The sequence below is a fragment of the Kluyvera sp. genome, assembly GCF_047971185.1.
Lineage (GTDB): Bacteria > Pseudomonadota > Gammaproteobacteria > Enterobacterales > Enterobacteriaceae > Kluyvera.
The window spans coordinates 1-17,354 of record NZ_JBKDZH010000124.1 but is presented as its reverse complement, the minus strand read 5'-3'; the positions used below and the strand labels follow the sequence as shown (position 1 = coordinate 17,354).

At 57.0% G+C, this 17,354-nt stretch carries 13 protein-coding genes and 1 pseudogene; 3 read left to right on the top strand and 11 right to left on the bottom strand.

The window, feature by feature from the left end; translation table 11 throughout:
* Nucleotides 1–4: 4 nt before the first annotated feature.
* Nucleotides 5–739 (top strand): molecular chaperone, encoded by a 735-nt coding sequence (locus ACK5JN_RS23575; RefSeq protein ID WP_416872363.1) that lies wholly within the window; start codon nt 5–7, stop codon nt 737–739.
* Nucleotides 740–741: 2 nt separating this feature from the next.
* Complete coding sequence (locus tag ACK5JN_RS23570) at nt 742–1,788, top strand: pilus assembly protein (protein ID WP_416872362.1); 1,047 nt, start codon at nt 742–744, stop codon at nt 1,786–1,788.
* Nucleotides 1,789–1,852: 64 nt separating this feature from the next.
* Here the strand turns inward: ACK5JN_RS23570 and ACK5JN_RS23565 are convergent.
* The 11 genes and pseudogenes from ACK5JN_RS23565 to putP all read right to left on the bottom strand — a co-directional run.
* Nucleotides 1,853–2,041: pseudogene (locus ACK5JN_RS23565) on the bottom strand (ISL3 family transposase); the annotation flags it as partial.
* Nucleotides 2,042–2,396: 355 nt separating this feature from the next.
* The gene (locus ACK5JN_RS23560) at nt 2,397–3,398 is read right to left on the bottom strand and encodes a methionine ABC transporter ATP-binding protein (protein ID WP_416872361.1); all 1,002 of its coding nucleotides are present in this window, start codon (nt 3,396–3,398) and stop codon (nt 2,397–2,399) included.
* A 10-nt stretch (nt 3,399–3,408) separates the two neighbouring features.
* A complete protein-coding gene (locus ACK5JN_RS23555; RefSeq protein WP_416872360.1) occupies nt 3,409–4,182 on the bottom strand; it encodes a MetQ/NlpA family ABC transporter substrate-binding protein in 774 nt (257 codons plus the stop codon).
* Nucleotides 4,183–4,203: 21 nt separating this feature from the next.
* On the bottom strand, nt 4,204–4,869 hold the full coding sequence (locus ACK5JN_RS23550; RefSeq protein ID WP_416872359.1) for a methionine ABC transporter permease: 666 nt from the start codon (nt 4,867–4,869) through the stop codon (nt 4,204–4,206).
* An 8-nt stretch (nt 4,870–4,877) separates the two neighbouring features.
* On the bottom strand, nt 4,878–6,101 hold the full coding sequence (locus tag ACK5JN_RS23545; protein WP_416872358.1) for an SfnB family sulfur acquisition oxidoreductase: 1,224 nt from the start codon (nt 6,099–6,101) through the stop codon (nt 4,878–4,880).
* Between the two features lie 286 nt (nt 6,102–6,387).
* Nucleotides 6,388–7,176 (bottom strand): phosphate starvation-inducible protein PhoH, encoded by a 789-nt coding sequence (gene phoH / locus ACK5JN_RS23540; protein WP_064548999.1) that lies wholly within the window; start codon nt 7,174–7,176, stop codon nt 6,388–6,390.
* Nucleotides 7,155–7,424, bottom strand: a complete 270-nt coding sequence (locus ACK5JN_RS23535; RefSeq protein ID WP_416872377.1) for a hypothetical protein — start codon at nt 7,422–7,424, stop codon at nt 7,155–7,157. The genes phoH and ACK5JN_RS23535 overlap by 22 nt, the downstream gene beginning before the upstream one ends.
* A 449-nt stretch (nt 7,425–7,873) precedes the next feature.
* Nucleotides 7,874–9,148 (bottom strand): iron uptake transporter deferrochelatase/peroxidase subunit, encoded by a 1,275-nt coding sequence (gene efeB, locus ACK5JN_RS23530; protein ID WP_416872357.1) that lies wholly within the window; start codon nt 9,146–9,148, stop codon nt 7,874–7,876.
* Nucleotides 9,149–9,153: 5 nt separating this feature from the next.
* The gene (gene efeO, locus ACK5JN_RS23525) at nt 9,154–10,281 is read right to left on the bottom strand and encodes an iron uptake system protein EfeO (RefSeq protein ID WP_416872356.1); all 1,128 of its coding nucleotides are present in this window, start codon (nt 10,279–10,281) and stop codon (nt 9,154–9,156) included.
* Nucleotides 10,282–10,322: 41 nt separating this feature from the next.
* Nucleotides 10,323–11,156 (bottom strand): iron uptake transporter permease EfeU, encoded by an 834-nt coding sequence (efeU, locus tag ACK5JN_RS23520; protein ID WP_416872355.1) that lies wholly within the window; start codon nt 11,154–11,156, stop codon nt 10,323–10,325.
* Nucleotides 11,157–11,424: 268 nt separating this feature from the next.
* Nucleotides 11,425–12,945: a sodium/proline symporter PutP gene (putP, locus tag ACK5JN_RS23515; protein WP_416872354.1), complete on the bottom strand. Its 1,521-nt coding sequence runs from the start codon at nt 12,943–12,945 to the stop codon at nt 11,425–11,427.
* A 410-nt stretch (nt 12,946–13,355) separates the two neighbouring features.
* On the opposite strand from putP, the gene putA reads away from it, so the two are divergent.
* Complete coding sequence (putA, locus tag ACK5JN_RS23510) at nt 13,356–17,318, top strand: trifunctional transcriptional regulator/proline dehydrogenase/L-glutamate gamma-semialdehyde dehydrogenase (RefSeq protein WP_416872353.1); 3,963 nt, start codon at nt 13,356–13,358, stop codon at nt 17,316–17,318.
* Nucleotides 17,319–17,354 lie beyond the last annotated feature (36 nt).

Below are 17,354 nucleotides of genomic sequence, written 5' to 3'. Positions count from 1 at the left end.
TACAATGAGAATGAACATGTTAGCAAAAGGAATTTGTTGCCTGTTATGGGCAAGTACGACACTAAATGCGGCGGTAACGCCAGATCGCACGCGTATCATTTTCAACCAGTCGGATAAAAACGTTTCACTGCGTTTAACCAATAAAAGTGAAAAGCTGCCGTTTCTGGCGCAATCATGGATTGAAGATAATCACGGGAAAAAATCACGTAACTACTTCACGGCTCTACCGCCAATGATCCGTCTGGAAGCAGGGGAGCAGGTTCAGGTGCGGCTAGTTGGGCAGACTACGCTCAGCCAGCTTCCTGCCGATCGTGAGACGCTGTTCTACTATAACGTGCGTGAGATCCCGCCGCGTTCCCAGGAGAAGAACGTGATGCAGATTGCGATGCAGAGTCGCCTTAAGCTCTTCTGGCGACCGAAGGCAATTGAGATAACAGACAACCAGTTTAACCCTGAGGGTAAGGTTGATATCAGCAGAACGGCAAACGGCATGGCGTTGAAGAATAACTCGCCATATTACCTGACCATCGGCTATATCGGCACCAATGGTAAAACGCTGCTCGCCGATACGCAGAGCATTATGATTGAGCCATTTGGCCAGAGCAGCGCGCAGATTAAAAACTTACCGACAAACTTCCAGATTGGCTTCATTGGCGATTACGGCGGCGTGAATATGTTTAAAGTCAGCTGTAATTCTGTGCAGGCGATTTGCCAGATGAAGACGATAAAAAAGGGATAATAATGAGAAAATTGCTCGTTTTTTTTACCCTGCTGTTATGTTCCCTTTCTACATCGGTCTGGGCAGTCGATTGCTACCAGAACGCTTCCGGAGGAACCACGTCATATACCGCAGTGCTTCCACCATTCGCAGTACCTTCAAACGCGGCACCGGGGCAAAAAATCTGGGAAAGTTCAGACATCAATATTACCGTGTATTGCGATAATGCCATCAACTGGACAACGCAAAATCCCTCAGAGGACGTATTTGCCTGGGTTGAGCTGTCCGCTTTTAATAGCAGTGATATATTGAATAATCCCTATTTTACCTTTGGTGTAACCTACAACGGTGTCGACTATGAAGGCATTGATGTTGGTATCGATACGGGGATGTGCCTCGATCGCTATGAATTCACCTCCGGAGGATACCCAAATAAGAAATGCAATGGCTCAACGGTTCAGAAGAATGTTACCTTTGGTGCCCGTTTCCGACTCTATGTAAAACTTAAAGCGTTTCCTGCGAATACTGACGATACCTACGATTTTGGTTTGATTAACGTACTTCAGTTTGATGGCTCGGAAGGTGCGAATACTCGGGCTGGAGCTAAAAATCTGCGTTATAACATTGATGGTCTGAACAACATTCGTTTTCTGGACTGTAACGTTGATATTAAAATTTATCCCGAAAGCCAGAACGTCAATTTTGGCAGCATACCGATTGGAAGCCTTTTAAGCTCAGCAATCACCGAGCCGTTTAGCGTTTCCACCATCAGGGATGCGACGGCAGAATGCTCAGATCAATTTGATGTTACAACCAGCTTCTACACCGATGACATACTTTATGATGCCACCCATCTTGACATGGGCAATGGGTTACTGCTGCGACTCATTGATAAAACGGCAAATTTTGATGTGCAGTATAATCAGTATCAGGAGTTCGCTTCCTATTCTCCTGGTGACCATGCAACGGTAACTCATGAATATATTGCTGAGCTGACTAAAGACCCTGCTAAGGAAGTCGATATGGGGCCGTTTAGTAAAAGCATGGTGATAAAAATTAACTACCACTAAAATAAAATGTCTACTGGATGCTATGTGTATCTGATCGCTACGCGTAGTGAAATAAAGAACAGCCCTTCCATGGTTCCAGAAGTCCCCATTTTGGTAGACGGGTCGACATTTCGGGGAATGTCCCGGATTGTACCCATTGACTTATCGTCATCCGGGATAATCCGGTGATGCGGGATATATTCCTGAACCCGCATCCCGTATTATGCAGGGCCATAACCTCCGTCCACCGTTGATGTCGTTTTTTGCGGGTCTGTGTAGTGACTGGACTATAAATCTTTCTATCCATATGAAAGATAATGAGTAATATAGACATTACTGGACATCGACAGACGTATATATGGCAGCCCCCCTCACCGCCATATTTGAAGAAGAGCTCGTACGCAAATACGGGCTTTTTTTTCGCATGTTGCACGCCTGCGGGGGGGATGAGAACCCCCGACCGGGGTTCGACAACTGGCGCAGCCAGTTGGACAGACCGCGAACGCAGTGAGTGGGCTGCCCCGAAGGGGCGAGCAAAGCGAGTCAATCCCCCCCTCACCGCCATATTCGAGAAAGAGCTCGTACGAAAGTACGGGCTTTTTTTTCGCATGTTGCACGCCTGCGGGCCGCTATATCACAGCCACCCTATCCGCAACCTCTGCCGCCAGACGCAGCGATTCCGCCGTAAGCGGTGTATCCACGCGTATTCGTAGCTGCCCCACAATCCGTCCCTGTATCGCCTCACAGCTGCTATAAACCAGCTGTGAACCACCGCCCAACACGCTCGCAATTTGCCTTAAATCCGGCTCCCTACCGTTAACGCCGTTAAAATGCAGCGTCACCAGTTGCTGTCCCAGGGTCAATAATTCGCGCTTATCTTCCCGCCCATGATGCAACGTCCTCAGCATCCCACGGGTAACCTCATGCTGCGGGTCGCCAAAGACGCGCCACACTTCCCCCTGTTCGATAACGCGCCCCCTTTCCAGCACCGCGACCCGATCGCAGAGCGTGCGAATCACATCCATTTCATGGGTGATCAGAATAATCGTTAGCCCCAGCCGCTGATTAATCTCTTTCAGCAAGCTCAGTACCGCCAGCGTGTTCTCCGGGTCGAGCGCCGAGGTGGCTTCATCGCACAATAAGATCTCCGGCTGGGTGACCAGCGCCCGGGCAATGCCGGTGCGCTGCTTTTGTCCGCCCGAAAGCCGCCCGGGCCAGCTATCACGCAGGGCCTCCAGCCCGACCAGGCGCAACATATCGTCCACCCTGCGGCGACGCTCCGCAGCGGGAATACCGGCCATTCTCAGCGGCAGCTCGACGTTCTCCGCCACCGTTTTCGTCGACATCAGATTGAAATGCTGAAAGATCATCGCCACGCGGCGGCGCAGATCCCGCAGTTGCCCCCGTCCACCGCCGTCGATGGGCGCACCATGAATGGCGATCTCGCCGCGGTCGGCACTTTCCAGCCGGTTAAACAGCCGCAGCAACGTTGATTTCCCCGCGCCGCTGCGCCCGATGATGCCAAACACTTCTCCGGCCTGGATATCCAGACTCACATCGTCAAGCGCCTGCACACCGTTGGGATACGCCTTGCTGATACCCTGAAGGCGAATATGCGGATGTTGTGTCATAGCCGTTCTCCTAGAAACCAGGGGCGATTTTTCCCTGGTATTTGGTCAGAATAAACTGGCGAACCGCATCCGAGTTCAGCGCTTTTGCCAGTTTCTGAATACCGGGGTCATTAATGTTATCCGGGCGCGCGACGAGATATTCGATATACAGGCTTTTGCCTTTCTCGACGATCAGCGCTTTATCGGTATCAATACCGGCTTCCAGCGCGTAGTTAGCGAAGATAAACGCCAGATCTACCTGACTCACCGCTCGCGCCAGCATGGCGCCTTCCAGCGGGCGGATCCTGAAGTGGTGCGGGTTGCCGGTGATATCCTTCTGCGTCGATTGCGGATCGTCGGCATGCTTCAGCGTAATCAGCCCCGCCTCGCTCAGCAGCACCAGCGCACGCCCGGTATTGACCGGGTCATTAGGAATGGCGATCGTCGCCCCCTCCGGCAATTCACTCAGGCTTTTGTATTTCGTCGAGTAGGCGCCAAACGGTTCAATGTGCACCCCCACGACCGGGACCAGATTGGTATGGCGGTTCTTGTTGTAATCATCGAGGAACGGGCGGTACTGGTAGTAGTTGGCATCCAGATTTTTCTCCGCCAGCTGCTGATTAGGCTGAATAAAATCGTTAAAGACTTTCACCTGCAAATCAACGCCCTCTTTTGCCAGCGTCGGCTTCACAAACTCCAGAATTTCAGCATGCGGCACCGGCGTCGCGCCGACCACCAGCGTTTCATTTGCGGCGGCAGAAAAGGCCAACAGCGTCAGCAGGCCGGCAATCACAGTTTTTTTCATTATTTCACCCTGTCGGAATGGTTATTTTCGGCTCATACGGCGCACCAGACGGTCGCCGCTCATTTGTAATATCTGCACCAGCGCAATCAGCAGCACGACGGTGACCGCCATGACGTCCGTCTGAAAACGCTGGTAGCCAAAGCGAATGGCAAGGTCTCCCAGACCGCCGCCGCCAATCACCCCCGCCATCGAGGTGTAATCCACCAGCACAATCGCCGTGACCGTCACCGCCGCTATCAGCCCCGATCGCGATTCCGGCAGCAGGGTGTGCCAGATAAGTTGCCAGGTATTCCCGCCCATCGCCCAGCTGGCCTCCACCAGCCCATGATCGACCTCGCGAAGCGACGTCTCAACCAGCCGCGCAAAGAACGGCGCACAGCCCGCCACCAGCGGCGGAATGGTGCCCTGTACCCCCAGCGAGGTGCCGGTAATCAGCGTGGTGAACGGGATCATCACAATCAGCAAAATAATGAATGGCAGAGAACGCATAATGTTCACCAGCAACGAGAGCACGCGATGCAGCAATGGCGCATACAGCAGGCGCGGCTGGCCGGTCAGATACAGCAAAATGCCTAACGGCAAGCCAATCAGAACCGTAAAACCGAGCGCCCAGCCCAGCATGGTTAACGTGTCGACGCCCGCTTCAGCCACGTCTCCCCAGTCAATCTCAGCAAGAAAAGCGAGCATGATCTCTCCTAGTTCCAGTCGTGACGCGCCGGAGCCTTGCCGTTGAGCACCCAGTTGCCAAGCAGGTGGTATTTCCAGCGCACCGGGTCGTGCAGCGTATGGACGCGGCCATTACGCCAGTGGCGATCGAAGTTATAACGGGGATGCGTTGAGCGCGTTCCTCCCAGTTCAAATAGCCGGGAGGCAGCCTCTAACGCGGCTTCGGTGGTAAAAATTTTAGCGCGAGCGACGGCGAGGGAAGCCAGCGCCACCGTCTCTTCGGTCTGATGGTGTTTATAACGATCCAGCACTTTACCCGCTTGCTCCAGCAGCGCTTCTGCGGCGGCAATTCGGCTGTCGAGCACGCCAATCTGGTAAATCGTTAACGGATCGTCTCCCGCTCGTTCTACGCCGGCATCAATCCATGGGCGGGCATATTGGTTAACAAAACTGACGGTATCGTTCAGCGCCGCACGGGCAATCCCGGCGTCAATGGCGGCCGTCGTCAGCTGCGCGAACGGCCCGGCAAGCGTGGGCGTCTCGTACGATTTTCCGCTCGCGATCAGATTGAACGGCTCAACGTACAGATTATCCACCAGCACCGTTCCGCTTGAGGTGGTGCGCTGACCGAGACACGCCCAGTCATTAACCACCGTCAGGCCCAGCGTGCCCCGGGGTACAAATGCCAGCTGCGCTTTCCCCTCTTCATCCAGCGCCAATATGCCCAGCCAGTGCGCATACAGCGAGCCGGTGCAGTACCCTTTACGCCCATTGATGCGCAGCCCTTCTGCCGTACGAGTCAATCGGGTCTGGATATCCTGCACCGTCTTGCCGCCGGTTTCCGACAGCGCATTGGCAAAGCGGTAGCCGCTGAGCGCCAGTTCAAAGAAATAGCGCCGCTGTTCGTCACTGCCCTGCAGCCGAATGTCCTCCAGCAGGCAGTAATGGTTTTGTGGGATTTGCCCCAGCGCCGGGTCCGCCGCGGAGATAATGGCGATCACCGCCGCAAGCGTCGCGGCCGACACCTCCGCGCCGCCGTATTCGCGCGGTACGGTAATCCCCCACAGCCCGCTGTTGGAAAACGTATTCACCACCTCGGGTGGGACCACGCCGCTGAGATCGCGTTCCGATGCCCCTGGCTGGAGATACGCGGCAATTTCATGGGCGATACTGATAGCCTCCTCATCGCTGGTGATGCGATAAGCGCGAGGGGGATGCTGGATATAATCTGGGGCGTCCTGAGTTACTGGCATAGCGTTATCTCTTCTGGTTTTATCTACACGTACCGACACAACTATCCGGTTGATATTTGTACATATCTCTTTATGGAATGAATTAGTTAGTCTTTACGTTATTCGGTTATATCTGTAGATAGCAAAGTTTATGCCAGTCACGATAAGCTATATTTTTCAATATATTATATAAAATCAGACGCTGGGCGAGGTGTGAAATGCAACTGGCTTGCGCCACGGCTGTCGCCTTTGCAACAGCCACAAACAACAAAGCCCGGTTTCCCGGGCTTTGCAGACGTGACAACGGTTAGTAGTAGGCTTTCAGCGTGCGCTGGCACAGCGCCGAACGCACGCAATCCTCTTTGGTGAATCGCACGATCCCAATCATCTCATCTTCTTCAAAGCGCTCCAGCGCATCGCTAAGGCCCGACTGTACACCGCGCGGCAAGTCGCACTGGGTGATGTCCCCGTTCACGATTACCGTGACGTTCTCCCCGAGGCGGGTTAAAAACATCTTCATTTGCGCTGCGGTAACGTTCTGAGCCTCATCAAGAATCACCACCGCATTTTCAAATGTACGTCCGCGCATATAGGCGAACGGCGCGATCTCTACCTTACCAATTTCCGGGCGCAGGCAATATTGCATAAAGGAGGCGCCCAGTCGCTTCACCAGCACGTCGTAGACGGGGCGAAAATACGGGGCGAATTTCTCCGAGATGTCGCCGGGCAGGAACCCCAGGTCTTCGTCGGCCTGAAGGACGGGGCGCGTCACGATAATCTTCTCAACATCCTTGTGGATGAGCGCCTCCGCAGCTTTCGCTGCGCTGATCCAGGTCTTGCCGCAGCCCGCTTCGCCGGTGGCGAAGATTAGCTGCTTACTCTCGATAGCATTCAGGTAGTGGGCCTGAGCGTCATTGCGGGCCGCAATCGGCGAGTGATCGCGGGTATCCCGCGCCATGCCAATCGCTTCCACACCACTCATCTGCACAAGCGAGGTGACCGATTCTTCTTCACGTTGTTTATGGCTGCGTGAATCCCGTCTCAGCACACGTTTTGCTTCGCGACGAGCTTTGATCACTGCTTTTTGTCTTCCCATGGATAGCACCTTGAGTTGTTGGTATACATCACACGCGCTAACGGCAGCGCGATTATGCGCACGAACGTCTGAGGTTTGGCTTCCTTGTAAGCCATAGCAACTGCCTGTCGAAATGACGCCAACGCACGGCTACGCGCACCGCGCATCAGGTCGGGAACTGCGAGTTGAATTCGGTATGGGAGAAAATTTGAGGTGACGAAATCGCTGCCGGAGAGGGTGCCTCCGCGCTGGATGGTGCGGGCTGTCATTCTGCTAAGTCCAGTCAAGGACGCTACCATTCGCGATCTCCATAGTGAAACGGAAACTACCGCTTTATTTATTATTACATCTAAATCCGCCAAAGATGCAACATGATATTTACATAAATATAACGACAGATAACAGAGATAGCATCTGACACTTATGTGACAGTATTATATCAATCAGGGAGAAAATGGAAAAAAAGGACTGATTTGTGGCGATATTTTGGTACTGGAGAGAAAGAAAAGGGGCAAACGCACTGACCGCACTGTCCCCTCTCCCCTGTGGGGAGAGGGCTAGGGTGAGGGGGCTGGCAGGAAATAAAAGAAATAAAACTAGTCTAATTACAGTGTATTAACCCTCACCCCAACCCTCTCCCTTAAAAAGGGAGAGGGGGCACATTGTGCTAATACTGTATCTGGGGGATACCTCAGACATCAAAGCCTACAAAGCAATATCACGCACCGAGCAACGTACTCCCCAGAAAGCTCTGCTCCGACACCACGCCCGGCAGCACAAAGAAATAGCCGCCGCCGATCGGCTTCACGTACTCCTCCAGCGCTTCGCCGTTCAGGCGCTTCTGCACCGTCAGGAAGCCCTTCTCCAGATCGTGCTGATAGCAGACAAACAGCAGCCCCATATCCAGCTGACCCGAGTTGGTGACCCCCAGCGAATAGCTATAGCCGCGGCGCATCATCAGGCTCGACTGCGTCTCTTTGGTACGCGGGTTGGCAAGACGAATATGGCTGTCCAGCGCGATGACCTCACCGTTCGGATCGCGACTGTAGTCCGGCACATCGTGCTCGTTGCGCATCCCCAGCGGCGCGCCGCTGTGCTTGTCGCGGCCAAAAATGGTCTGCTGCTCTTTCAGCGGCGTTCGGTCCCAGAACTCGACGTGGAACTGGATGATACGCACCGCCTGGTACGAGCCGCCCGTCGCCCACGCCGGTTCGCCCTGCTCGCCGGTCACCCACACCACCTCATCCATCAGCGGCTTATCGTGGCTGTCTGGGTTAGCGGTGCCGTCCTTAAAGCCCAGCAGGTTAACCGGCGTCTCTTTGCCCTTGCTGCGCGCGGCGTGGTCCGAGATAAACCCTTCCCGCTTCCAGCGCACGCTGAGCAGGTCCGGCGTGTGCTTGATAATATCGCGCAGCGCGTGGATCACCGTGTCCTGGGTGTTGGCGCAAATTTGCAGCAGCAGGTCGCCGTGGCACAGCGCGGCGTCCAGCGAATCGTTCGGGAAGCGCACCATTTTTTGCAGCTTTTTCGGTGCTTTATCAGCAAGGCCAAAGCGGCTATCAAACAGTGAATGGCCAACCGACACCGTCATGGTCAGGTTATCCGGCGCGATAAACGCCCCGAGAATGCCCGAATCCATCGGCGGCAGCCGCGGGTTCGGCGTATCCGGCGCGGGGCCGCCCTTCATGAGAAAGGCAATACGGTCGGTCAGCAGGCGGAACAGGCGTTCAAGATCGGCCTTATCCGCCGCCAGCACATCAAACGCCACCAGCATCATCGACGCCTGCTGTGGCGTCAGTACGCCCGCCTGATGCTCGCCGTAAAACGGCTGCGTCTCCATGCGGCTATTCGCCACCGGCGCGTCGCTGGCCTTCGCCGCGTGCGCGACCGGGCAGCCGCCGGAAATCGCCAGCGCGCCGCCCAGCGCGCCGATCCCTTTTAATAAACGACGACGTGAAGGTTCATTCAGGTCGTCGGCATGTTGCTTTGCCATGGTACTTAGTCCAGCCCCAGGATCCCACGCAGCTGCGCCAGATCTTCCGCCAGCGTGGTGATCGGCCCCTTCAGCGCGTTACGATCCGCGTCGGTCAGTTTATCGTAGGTTTCAAACCCGTCTTTGGTGCGGTATTTGGCCAGGATAGCGTCCACTTTCTTAAAGTTGGCGTCGACCTTGGCCAGCAGCGCGCTGTTCTCTTTTTGCAGCTGCGGACGCAGCAGGTCGACAATCTTCTGCGCGCCGTCGATGTTGGCCTGGAAGTCCCACAGGTCGGTGTGGCTGTAGCGGTCTTCTTCACCGCTGATTTTGCTCGCCGCCACTTCTTCAATCAGACCGGCCGCGCCGCCCACCACTTTTGACGGCGGGAAGGCCAGCTCGTCGATGCGTTTTTGCAGCTCCAGCACATCGCTGTTCAGCTGCTCGGCATAGTGTTCCATGCCTTTCACGCTGTTATCGCCAAACAGCGCTTTTTCCAGACGGTGGAAGCCGGTGAATTTTGGATCCGCCGCTTTTTGCTCGTAGTCGTCTTCACGCGCGTCAATGCTGCCGTCCAGGTCGGAGAACAGCTCGGCGATAGGTTCGATACGCTCGTAGTGCTGGCGCGTCGGCGCATACAGGGATTTCGCTTTTTCGATATCGCCCGCTTTCACCGCGTCGGTAAAGGCTTTGGTGCCTTTCACCAGCTCGGCGGTTTCCGCCGTCACGTAGGCTTTATAGGCGGTGATGGCGTCGTTGAGCCCCAGCAGCGCGTTGGCTTTCGCCGCGTCTTTGGTGGCTTCACCTTTTACAATCAGCTTGCCTTTCGGGTTGGTCAGCAGGCCGCAGGTCATGTCATATTCGCCCGGCTGCAGGTTGGCGGTCATTTTCTGGGTAAAGCCCGGCGCGATATTCTCGCGCTCTTCCACCACCATCACCCCTTTCAGGATCTCCCACTCCAGCGCCTTCTGGCTGTGGTTCTGGATGATAAACTGGGTTTTACCGGCGTTAACGGTGATCGACATCGGTTCACACTGCTTGTCGTTTACCGTGACTTTGACCTGCGGGATATCCGCAGCCTGAGCCATAAACGCGGATGAGAAAAGCGCGGCGATGCCCAGCTGTAACGCGCTGCGGCGGAAGTTATTGGTCATGGTCCATCCCTTTCAAATGAGTTCAAATACCGTTATCAGCCCTACGGAGCGATACGTGATGTTGAGGTGGTAGCACGCGGCGGCCAGAAGAACAGCACCAGTGCCGGAATCAAATACAGGAAATACACCGCCACTTCGCTGACGCTTGGCGCCTCCTGATAACCAAAGATGCCTTCCAGCAGGGTGCCGAAAAGCGAATGCGTGGTCAGCGTGGCGCTCAGATCGAAGGCGACGTCCTGGAAGGCGTTCCACAGACCCGCTTCGTGGAAGGCGCGAATCGCTCCGGCCGCCAGACCGGCCGCCACCAGCAGAATAAACAGGCTGGTCCAGCGGAAGAACACGCCGAGGTTGAGGCGAATACCGCCCCAGTACAGCAGAAAGCCGAGTACCACCGCCGTTGCCAGCCCCAGCATCGCTCCCAACGGTGGCCAGATGCCCACGTCCTGCTGGAACGCCGCCAGCAGGAAGAACACCGACTCCAGCCCTTCGCGCGCCACGGCGAAAAAGACCATCATAATCAGCGCCCAGCCGTGGTTGTTGCCCTTTTGCAGCGCGTTATCGACCGCCTGCTCCAGCTGCTGTTTGACGTTGCGGGACACCTTGCGCATCCAGAACACCATCCACGTGAGGATAACCACGGCGATGACCGCCACCAGCCCTTCAAACAGCTCCTGCTCTTTTTGCGGGAACTCGCCGGTGGTTTCGTTAATAAAGATGCCTAAACCCAGGCACAGCGCGGCGGCCAGAATCACGCCGATCCACATTACCCCAATCCAGCGCCCGCGCTGGGTACGTTTCAGATAGCTGGCGATCAGGCTGACAATCAGCGCCGCTTCCAGCCCTTCGCGCAACATAATGAGAAAAGGAACAAACATGCAAACACCCTTAAACGTGAAACACCGTCAACTTTTGCAAAGACAGGTAAATGTGAGTGATAGTGATTATCATTAAGCCAAAAAGAAACACAAGCGAAATGTGAGGGAAATAATGACGAGATGTAAAAGAATAGCGGGAATATAGTTACGTAAGTTATTGGATGTAGAGGTTAAAAAAAAAGCCCGCAAAAAATGCAGGCCCGAGAGTGGTAGCCCGGCCGAGCAAAGCGACGCCGGGAAGATGCACCGAGCTACCCCGGAGTCGGTACTATCGCACCTCGTCCGGGCCGCTTAAGCGGGACGGCGGGGCTGAATGATAGTGCGCGTCCGCTTTGGCAAAGCGATCCAGCATGCTGGCTGACGGCGCTTTATCCAGCAGGCTGAACAGCACAATGCCGATGCTGCCGAAGATAAAGCCCGGGATAATTTCGTACAGCCCCAGCCAGCCGAACTGTTTCCAGACGATGACGGTCACGGCACCGATAATCATCCCGGCCAGCGCGCCGTTGCGGGTCATCCGCGACCACATCACCGAGAACAGGACCACCGGGCCGAAAGCCGCGCCGAAGCCCGCCCACGCATAGCTCACCAGACCGAGCACGCGGTTTTCCGGGTTAGCCGCCAGCGCAATTGCCACCAGCGCCACCACCAGCACCATCATGCGCCCTACCCACACCAGCTCTTTCTGGCTGGCGTTTTTACGCAGAAACGCTTTGTACAGATCTTCAGTGATCGCGCTGGAGCACACCAGCAGCTGGCAGCTCAGCGTCGACATCACCGCCGCCAGAATTGCCGACAGCAGAATACCGGCCACCCATGGGTTAAACAGAATCTGCGCCAGCTCAATGAACACCCGCTCGGCGTTCTGGCTAACCGGGCCTGCCACCGCCGGGTTGTTCTGGAAGTAGGCGATACCAAAGAAGCCCACCGCCACCGCGCCGGCAAGGCACAAGATCATCCAGGTCATGCTGATACGGCGAGCATGAACGATACTGTGGTGGGAATCCGCCGCCATAAAGCGCGCCAGGATATGCGGCTGACCAAAGTAGCCGAGGCCCCAGCCCATCAGCGAAATAATCGCCACGAAGTTCAGGCCCTTGAGCATGTCCATGTTTTCAATGCTCTTCTGCTTGATCACCTCCAGCGAATCGCCAAGGCCGCCCACCGCGAAGATGACGATCACCGGCGTCAGGATCAGGGCGAAAATCATCAGGCTCGCCTGCACGGTGTCGGTCCAGCTCACCGCCAGGAAACCGCCGATAAAGGTGTACAGAATGGTCGCTGCCGCACCAGCCCACAGCGCGGTTTCATAGCTCATGCCGAAGGTGCTTTCAAACAGGCGCGCGCCGGCCACAATCCCGGATGCGCAATAGATGGTGAAGAACAGCAGAATCACCAGCGCGGAGATAATCCGCAGCACGCGGCTGTTATCTTCGAAGCGACCGGTGAAATAGTCCGGCAGGGTTAAGGCGTTATTGTTGGCTTCGGTATGCACGCGCAGACGCCCGGCCACCAGCTTCCAGTTGATCCACGCGCCTAAGGTCAGGCCGATGGCGATCCAGCTTTCAGAGATCCCGGCGATAAAAATCGCCCCCGGCAGGCCCATCAGCAGCCAGCCGCTCATATCGGAGGCCCCGGCAGACAGCGCGGTCACGAATGGCCCAAGGCTACGGCCGCCAAGAATATAGTCATCAAAGTTTTTGGTGTTGCGCCATGCAATAAAGCCAATGAGGATCATGCCAAAAATATAGACAAGAAAGGTCACCAGCATCGGTGTGCTTATAGTCATTCAACTCTCCAGAATTATGCGTCGGCAATATCCCAATTTGCCGTTTTTATCATTGCCGGAACGGGGCAATAATTTGAAGCGACCGTATCCTGACGGAAGCCGAATTTTTTCACAAACGATTTAACACTGCATTTACATTGAATGCACCAGGCCAGTGATAGCATTTTTCTATAGGTTGCACTCCCTCACGCTTTTTCGGGTTGCACCGGGAATAACTGTTAAGTAGCGCATAAAACCACGCATGACGGCGTCTTATTCTTCGCGTTTATCATAAGTTTTACCATTAACAATTAATTCACTTTTAAGCCTGCAACGGGCGTCACATTTAACACGGTTGCACAAAGTTGCAACATGGTGGATATTCCTGTTACGCAAAATAATATGACAACCGAGCAACAGGAGTAGATGGCATGGGCACCACCACCATGGGGGTTAAGCTGGATGACGCAACGCGTGAGCGAATTAAGAGTGCGGCGACCCGTATCGACCGTACCCCTCACTGGCTGATCAAGCAGGCAATTTTCAATTATCTGGAAAAGCTGGAAAACGATGAGATCCTGCCGGAGCTGCCTGCGCTGCTGTCCGGTGCCGCCAATGAAAGTGATGAAGCGGCACAGCCAGTGGACGATAACCATCAGCCGTTCCTCGAGTTTGCCGAGCAGATCCTGCCCCAGTCGGTGACCCGTGCGGCAATCACCGCCGCCTGGCGTCGCAGCGAAACCGACGCCGTGCCGATGCTGCTGGAACAGGCTCGTCTACCGCAACCGATCGCCGAGCAGGCGCATCAGCTGGCGTGGAAGCTGGCGGAAAAACTGCGCAACCAGAAAACCGCCAGCGGCCGTGCGGGCATGGTGCAGAGCCTGCTGCAGGAATTCTCCCTCTCCTCACAGGAAGGCGTCGCGCTGATGTGCCTGGCGGAAGCGCTGCTGCGTATTCCGGACAAAGCGACCCGCGATGCGCTGATTCGCGACAAAATCAGCAACGGCAACTGGCAGTCGCATATTGGCCGCAGCCCGTCTCTGTTCGTCAACGCCGCCACCTGGGGCCTGCTGTTTACCGGCAAGCTGGTGTCGACCCACAACGAAACCAGCCTGTCGCGCTCGCTGAACCGCATTATCGGCAAGAGCGGTGAACCGCTGGTACGTAAAGGCGTGGACATGGCGATGCGCCTGATGGGCGAGCAGTTTGTCACCGGTGAAACCATCGCCGAAGCGCTGGCTAACGCCCGTAAGCTGGAAGAGAAAGGCTTCCGCTACTCCTACGATATGCTCGGTGAAGCCGCGCTGACCGCCGCCGATGCCCAGGCCTATATGGTCTCTTATCAGCAGGCGATCCACGCCATCGGTAAAGCCTCCAACGGCCGCGGCATTTATGAAGGCCCGGGCATCTCCATTAAGCTCTCCGCCCTGCACCCGCGCTACAGCCGTGCGCAGTACGACCGCGTGATGGACGAACTCTACCCGCGCCTGAAGTCGCTGACCCTGCTGGCACGCCAGTACGATATCGGCATTAACATCGACGCCGAAGAGGCCGATCGTCTGGAGATCTCGCTCGATCTGCTGGAAAAACTGTGCTTTGAGCCGGAACTGGCGGGCTGGAACGGCATCGGCTTCGTCATCCAGGCCTACCAGAAACGCTGCCCGTTCGTTATCGACTATCTGATTGACCTCGCCACCCGCAGCCGTCGCCGCCTGATGATCCGTCTGGTGAAAGGCGCCTACTGGGACAGCGAAATCAAGCGCGCGCAGATGGATGGCCTCGAGGGCTACCCGGTCTACACCCGTAAGGTTTACACCGACGTCTCCTATCTGGCCTGCGCCAAAAAGCTGCTCGGCGTACCGAACCTGATCTATCCGCAGTTTGCCACCCACAACGCCCACACTCTGGCGGCGATTTATCAGCTTGCCGGCAACAACTATTATCCTGGTCAGTACGAGTTCCAGTGCCTGCACGGCATGGGCGAACCGCTGTACGAACAGGTGGTGGGAAAAGTGGCCGACGGCAAGCTGAACCGCCCATGCCGCATTTACGCCCCGGTCGGCACGCACGAAACGCTGCTGGCCTACCTGGTACGTCGACTGCTGGAAAACGGCGCCAACACCTCGTTCGTTAACCGTATTGCCGATCATAACCTGCCGCTGGACGAGCTGGTTGCCGACCCGGTGCTGGCGGTCGAGAAGATGGCGCTGCAGGAAGGCGCATCCGGCCTGCCGCATCCGAAAATCCCGCTGCCGCGCGATCTCTACGGGAAAGGCCGCGTCAACTCCGCGGGTCTGGATATCGCCAATGAACATCGTCTGGCGTCGCTCTCCTCTTCCCTGCTCAATAGCGCGCTGCACAAGTGGACCGCCAAACCGATGCTGGAGCATCCGGTCGCCGATGGCGACATGGTGTCGGTGATTAACCCGGCGGAGCCGAAAGATATCGTCGGCTACGTGCGTGAAGCCAGCGCCCAGGAAGTGGAACAGGCGCTGGAAAGCGCGGTCAACAACGCGCCGATCTGGTTCGCCACCCCGCCGCAGGAACGCGCCGCGATCCTCGAACGCGCCGCCGTGCTGATGGAAGATCAGATGCAGCCGCTGATGGGCATCCTGGTGCGTGAAGCTGGGAAAACCTTCAGCAATGCCATTGCCGAAGTGCGCGAGGCCGTCGACTTCCTGCACTACTATGCCGGTCAGGTGCGTGACGACTTTGATAACGAAACCCACCGCCCGCTAGGCCCGGTGGTCTGCATCAGCCCGTGGAACTTCCCGCTGGCGATCTTTATGGGCCAGGTGGCCGCCGCGCTGGCCGCGGGCAACAGCGTGCTGGCCAAACCGGCCGAACAAACGCCGCTGATCGCCGCGCAGGGTATCGCGCTGCTGCTGGAAGCGGGCGTTCCGCCGGGCGTGGTGCAGTTGCTGCCAGGCCGTGGTGAAACCGTCGGCGCTCAGTTGACTGGTGATGCCCGCGTGCGCGGCGTGATGTTTACCGGGTCTACCGACGTGGCCAGCCTGCTGCAACGCAACATCGCTACCCGCCTCGACGCCCAGGGCCGCCCGACGCCGCTGATCGCCGAAACCGGCGGCATGAACGCGATGATCGTCGACTCTTCCGCGCTGACTGAGCAGGTGGTGGTCGACGTGGTCGCTTCCGCCTTCGACAGCGCCGGGCAGCGCTGCTCCGCGCTGCGCGTGCTGTGCTTACAGGATGACGTGGCGGACCATACCCTGACCATGCTGCGCGGCGCGATGGCTGAATGCCGGATGGGCAACCCGGGGCGTTTGACCACCGATATCGGGCCGGTTATCGACGCGGAAGCCAAAGCGGGCATCGAGCAGCACATTCAGGCGATGCGCGCCAAGGGACGCACCGTCTTCCAGGCCGCGCGTGAGAACGCCGAAGACAGCCGCGAATGGCAGAGCGGCACCTTTATTCCGCCGACGCTTATCGAGCTGGAAAGCTTCGACGAGCTGAAAAAAGAGGTCTTCGGCCCGGTACTGCACGTGGTGCGCTACAACCGCAACCAGCTGGACGCATTGATTGAGCAGATTAACGCCTCCGGCTACGGTCTGACGCTGGGCGTGCATACCCGTATCGATGAAACCATCGCCCAGGTCACCGGCAGCGCGAAAGTCGGCAACCTGTACGTCAACCGTAATATGGTGGGCGCGGTGGTCGGCGTGCAGCCGTTCGGCGGCGAAGGTCTCTCCGGCACCGGCCCGAAAGCGGGCGGCCCGATGTATCTGTACCGCCTGCTGGCCAGCCGCCCGGAAACGGCGCTCGCCACTACGCTGGCGCGTCAGGATGCGGGCCAGGTGGTGGATACCCAGTTGAAAACGCTGCTGGAGAAACCGTTGACCGCGCTGCAGGGCTACCTGGCGGATCGCCCGGAGCTGCTGGCGCTGAGCAAGCAGTACGGCGAGCTGGCGCAGGCCGGAACCCAGCGCGTGCTGCCGGGGCCGACCGGCGAGCGCAACACCTGGACGCTGGTGCCGCGCGAGCGCGTGCTGTGCATTGCGGATAACGAATCGGATCTGCTGACCCAGCTGGCGGCGGTGATGGCGGTGGGTAGCGAAGTGCTGTGGCCGGACGCACCGCTACAGCGCGAGCTGGCGAAAACGCTGCCGAAAGCTGTTACCGAGCGCGTGCACTTTGCTAAACCGGAAACGCTGATGAACGCGTTCTTCGATGCGGCGATCTACCACGGCGACTCCGACCAGCTGCGCGAGCTGTGCGAGCAGGTGGCGGCGCGCGACGGTGCGATTGTCTCGGTACAGGGCTTTGCGCGCGGGGAAACCAACCTGCTGCTGGAGCGTCTGTATCACGAGCGTTCGCTCAGCGTGAACACCGCGGCAGCGGGCGGTAACGCCAGCCTGATGACGATTGGTTAATCAGGCAGCCATCCCGGGGTCGCTTGCGCTCGCCCG